This is a genomic window from Streptomyces sp. 13-12-16 (assembly GCF_002114215.1).
Taxonomy (GTDB): Bacteria; Actinomycetota; Actinomycetes; order Streptomycetales; family Streptomycetaceae; genus Streptomyces.
The window spans coordinates 24,864-29,114 of record NZ_NCTE01000583.1 but is presented as its reverse complement, the minus strand read 5'-3'; the positions used below and the strand labels follow the sequence as shown (position 1 = coordinate 29,114).

The following is a 4,251-nucleotide window of genomic DNA, read 5'->3' as shown; positions in this document are numbered from 1 at the left end:
CCACCGGCGGCCCAGGCGCCCCCGGCCCGGCTGCGGAGCGCGCGGGTGGCTCCCAGGACCAGCCCCGCCTCAGCGGCGAGGGCGAGCAGCAGCCCGCCGGGGAACCACGCGGGCTGCACCAGCGCCCCGGCCGCACCGACCACGGCGCCGAGCAGGAACAGTCCCAGGCAGGCGACGACCCGTCCGGCGGAGGGCGGCCGCAGCGGCTGGGCGAGCACGGAGGGCGACCGGTCGCTCACGACGCCTCCCCGATCCCGGCGAACAGGTCGCTCTCCCGCTTCCCGGGACGTTCACCGCGCACCAACTCGTAGTACTCGGTGGTGAAGAGCGGCTGGGCGAGTCCGTTGGAGAGCACGAAGTACGGTTCGGCCACGGTGACCTGGGTGACGTGGGCGCGCATCGCGGCGGCCTTGGCGGCGGCGTACGCGGTGCCGTCGATCTCGGTGGTGACCTGTTCGTCGGCGACGACACCCGGTACGTCGGCGACGGTGGCGGCCTTGTCGAAGGGCAGGCCGGGCAGGTCGCCGTCGAGGCGGGCGAAGGACTCCTCGGCGACGGACCGGGGCACCCGGTTCCAGTAGACCTTGGGGACGTCCCAGCCCTGCTCGGCGGCGAGCTCGACGGCGCGCATGGCGACGCGGTGGGCCTGGATGTGGTCGGGGTGGCCGTAGCCGCCGTCGTCGTCGTAGGTGACGAGGACCTGGGGGCGGATCTCCAGGATCACCTCGGCGAGCAGCCCCGCCGCCCGGTCGACGTCGGCCTGCCAGAAGCAGCCGGGGTCGTCGTTGTCGGGCAGCCCCATCATCCCGGAGTCGCAGTACCGCCCGGCCCCGCCGAGCAGCCGGAAGTCCGTGACTCCGAGCGCCCGCATCGCCTCCTTCAGCTCCCCGAGCCGGTGACCGCCGAGGGCGGCCCCGCTCAGGTGCCCCAGCCCGGGCGGAATGACCTCGCCCCGCTCACCGAGCGTGCAGGTGACCAGCGTCACATGGGCGCCCTCGGCGGCGTACCGGGCCATGGTCGCGCCGTTGTTGATCGACTCGTCGTCCGGGTGGGCGTGCACCAGCAGCAGACGCCGGTCGGGGAGTTCCGTCATGGGACCAGCCTATGAGGCGCGGGGTCCTGCCCGTCCGCACCCCGGCCGCCCGTCACCCGGTTCCGCCGCACGGCCCGCGCGGACCGCCTGCCCCAGTTTCTAGCCGCGCAGCGTGCGTGCCCAGGGGGCGTCGACGGCGTCGGCGTCGATCGCCACCAGGACGTTGCTGAGCAGGGCGTCCGCGAAGTAGCGGCGGATCTGCTCCTCGGAGGCGCCGGAGACGGCGCGGACGTACTCGACCTGCCTGGCGTAGCACCGGCGCACGGCCTCGCCGATGCCGGGCTCACCGGCGCAGCCCTGGGCGTGCATGAGGATCATCAGCACGTCCCGGTCGGCGATGACCTCGTCGTACGAGGTGGTCAGCGCCCGCATGACCGCCTGCGGGTCGGTGCTCCGCACCGACGCCGCCGCCGTGGCGACGGACTCGCGCAGACGGTCCGAGCAGTAGTCGACCAGGGCGACGAACAGCGCCTCCTTGTCCTTGAACAGCCGGTACAGGTACCCCTGCGAGATGCCCGCGGCCTTGGCGACGTCCGTCGTCGAGGTCCCGTAGTAGCCCCGCGCGGCGAACGTCCTGATGGCCGTGCGCATGACCGTGGCCCGGCGCTCGTCCGCGGTGGAGCGCTGTCGCGTCCTGGTTTCCATGAAAGCAATCAACCACTCCCATAGAAGCGCGTCAAACCACCGGAGGGGCCTGCCCGGACGCGCTCAGTCGTCGCTGAACGCCGCGACCATGGCGTCGGCGCTGCCGCCGAGGGCCTCCATGGCGATCAGCGGGTTCCAGTAGTCGACGTAGCGGCTGATCCTGCCGTCCACGGTCTCGACCACCGAGATGTACGACTGGTTGTAGGGGCGGACGGTCTCCAGCGCGACGCCCTCGGACCTGAGCTCCGCGACGACCAGCGTGGGGTCGACGGTCTCGTGGATGCGCACGTCGGTCATCCTCAGACGGAACGCCTTGGAGAAGTTGCCGATGTGGCCGAGCAGTTCCTCCCTGCCCACGAGCCGGGTCGCATAGCCCTTCGGGGCGTACGGGAACTCCAGCACTCCGTCCTCGGTGAAGAGCTCGGCCCACTCCTCGGCCCGGCCGGCGGTCAGGAGGTCGAGGTGGTCCCGGAACACCTGCTGGGCGGCGGCCCGGACGGCGTCGGCGTTCTGCGGAGCGGAAGGGGTGTCTGCCATGACGGGAGGTCGCTTTCTGGATGACGATCAATGAATGAGTCAGTAAGTAAGCGGTTGACCACTTACTTACTGGACCGAAGAACAGCCCTCCACCTCTACCGATGGAGGGCCGACCTCGTGCGCCGCGCCGGTTCGACCTCAGCGCACTCGACTTGAAGTAAGTAATAGACCACTTTCATCTGACGCGTCAAGCAACGCTTTCCGCCTCCGGGAGCGGGGAGGGGTCCGCGGGGTGCCCGCGGTCCACGCGCCTCCCGTGGGGCGCGCTCCTCACGGGTCTCCCGGGACTTCGGGTCCGCGACCGCTCGGGGCGGGGGCGTTCGCCGGCCGCCCGATCCCGGGCAGCCGGCGACTCCGCGTCGCCGAACCACGGGTACGGCACCATCCGCACGCAGGCTCTCCCGCCTCGGAGTCACCGGCCACCACGCTTCGGTCCCCGCGTGGTTCGGAAGCGGCTACAGCAGCGGCACGGAGACCGGCTCCCGCACGGAAATCACCACCCATCCGGCACCGTCCACGTCCGCGACTCGAAGAACGTGGACGGCCGGGGGGCCGACCCGGCCTCCCGTCAGGCGTCCTGGAGGCGCCGGAACGGCCGGTCGGCTTCCAGGGCGAACGCCAGTTCCAGCAGTGTGCGTTCGGCGCCGGGACGGGCGGAGAACATGACGCCGATGGGCAGTCCGTCCGGAGTGGCGCTCGCGGACGGCAGTGAGATCGACGGGGTGCCGACGACGTTGTCGACCGGGGTGAACGCCACGTAGTTCAGGAGCCGTTCGACCAGCGTGGCGTACGGGACGGTCGGGCTGAGGTGGCCGATCGGCGGGGTGGTGTGGGCCAGGACCGGGGAGAGGATCACGTCGAGGCCGCGGAACCCGGCCGCGTACGCCTCGCGCGTGCGCTTCAGCCGGCGCAGTACGGCCGGCGTGGTCCGCCAGGCCCTCACGTACGTCTCGCGCAGGCCCCGGCTCAGCCCGTCCATGCGGCGGCGGTCGAAGTCCGTGCCCAGCGTCCTGCCGGTGGCGCCGATCAGGAACGACAGCAGGCCCCAGTAGGTGAGGAAGTCGTCCGTGAAGTGCGGGTCGATGGAGAGCTCCACCGGTTCCACGGTGTGACCGAGCCGTTCCAGGCGCTCGGCCGTCTCCGTCACCGCCGCCCGGGTGTCCGCGTCGGAGCGGACGCCGTTCGGGGAGTCCAGCAGGAGCCCGATGCGCAGCCGGCGCTCCGAGGGGCCCTCGACCAGGCCGACGGGCGGCAGCTTCGGGTTGCGCCAGTGCTTCTCCGCGGCGGCCAGGAACGCCGCGCTGTCCCGTACCGAGCGGCTCACGACGCCGTCGACGACGAGGTCGATCGGCAGCCGGCGGCCCTGCGCGTTCGCCACCATCCGGCCGCGGGTGGGCTTCAGGCCGACGAGGCCGCAGCAGGCGGCGGGGATCCGGATCGAGCCGCCGCCGTCGTTGGCGTGTGCGATCGGGACCGCGCCGGCGGCGACGAGCGCCGCGCTGCCGCCGGACGAGCCGCCCGCCGAGTGGTCCGTGTGCCACGGGTTGCGGACGGGTTCGGCGTCCTCGTACTCCGTGGTGGGACTGAAGCCGAACTCGGGCAGCCGGGTCTTGCCGAGCACCGTGACGCCGGTGCTCAGGAACTGGCGGGCGAACGGGGCGTGCCGACGGGCGGCGCGGGGTGCGAACGCGGCGCTCCCGTGGCCCGTGGGCAGCCCCTGGTAGTCGGTGTTGTCCTTGACGAAGGTCGGCACACCACCCAAGGCACCACCCGACGCGCCGCCCAGCGCGCCGTCGACGCCGTGTGCCGGGAGGTCGAGGTGCGTCTGGACCGCGTTGAGCCGGGACTCGACGGCCCTGACCCGGGCCGCCGCGTCACGGGCGGCCTCGGCGGCGCCGACCTCGCGCCGGCGGATCGCCTCGGCGAGGCCGACCGCGTCGTGGTCACCGAGGGCGTCGTCCCGGAAGACGTGCACC

Annotated in this window: 5 protein-coding genes; all 5 read right to left on the bottom strand. The window is 72.5% G+C overall.

Translation table 11 applies throughout. The features are described from left to right. A partial coding sequence (locus tag B7767_RS23360) for a DUF6113 family protein (RefSeq protein WP_256923537.1) occupies positions 1–239 on the bottom strand: 239 nt, incomplete at its 3' end. After that, positions 236–1,093 (bottom strand): N-acetyl-1-D-myo-inositol-2-amino-2-deoxy-alpha-D-glucopyranoside deacetylase, encoded by an 858-nt coding sequence (mshB, locus tag B7767_RS23355; RefSeq protein ID WP_085573920.1) that lies wholly within the window; start codon positions 1,091–1,093, stop codon positions 236–238. The genes mshB and B7767_RS23360, both read right to left, overlap by 4 nt. Positions 1,094–1,192: 99 nt before the next feature. After that, a complete protein-coding gene (locus tag B7767_RS23350; protein WP_085573919.1) occupies positions 1,193–1,738 on the bottom strand; it encodes a TetR/AcrR family transcriptional regulator in 546 nt (181 codons plus the stop codon). 63 nt (positions 1,739–1,801) lie between these two features. Further along, entirely contained in the window at positions 1,802–2,275 is a 474-nt protein-coding gene (locus B7767_RS23345) for a nuclear transport factor 2 family protein (RefSeq protein ID WP_085573918.1), read from the bottom strand. 568 nt (positions 2,276–2,843) lie between these two features. Next, complete coding sequence (locus B7767_RS23340) at positions 2,844–4,250, bottom strand: amidase (protein WP_256923536.1); 1,407 nt, start codon at positions 4,248–4,250, stop codon at positions 2,844–2,846. Between the last annotated feature and the right edge of the window lies 1 nt (position 4,251).

Coding starts and splice junctions, on each gene's coding strand:
- mshB (WP_085573920.1), bottom strand. CDS start 1,093: ATGACGGAACTCCCCGACCGGCGTCTGCTGCTGGTGCACGCCCACCCG.
- B7767_RS23350 (WP_085573919.1), bottom strand. CDS start 1,738: ATGGAAACCAGGACGCGACAGCGCTCCACCGCGGACGAGCGCCGGGCC.
- B7767_RS23345 (WP_085573918.1), bottom strand. CDS start 2,275: ATGGCAGACACCCCTTCCGCTCCGCAGAACGCCGACGCCGTCCGGGCC.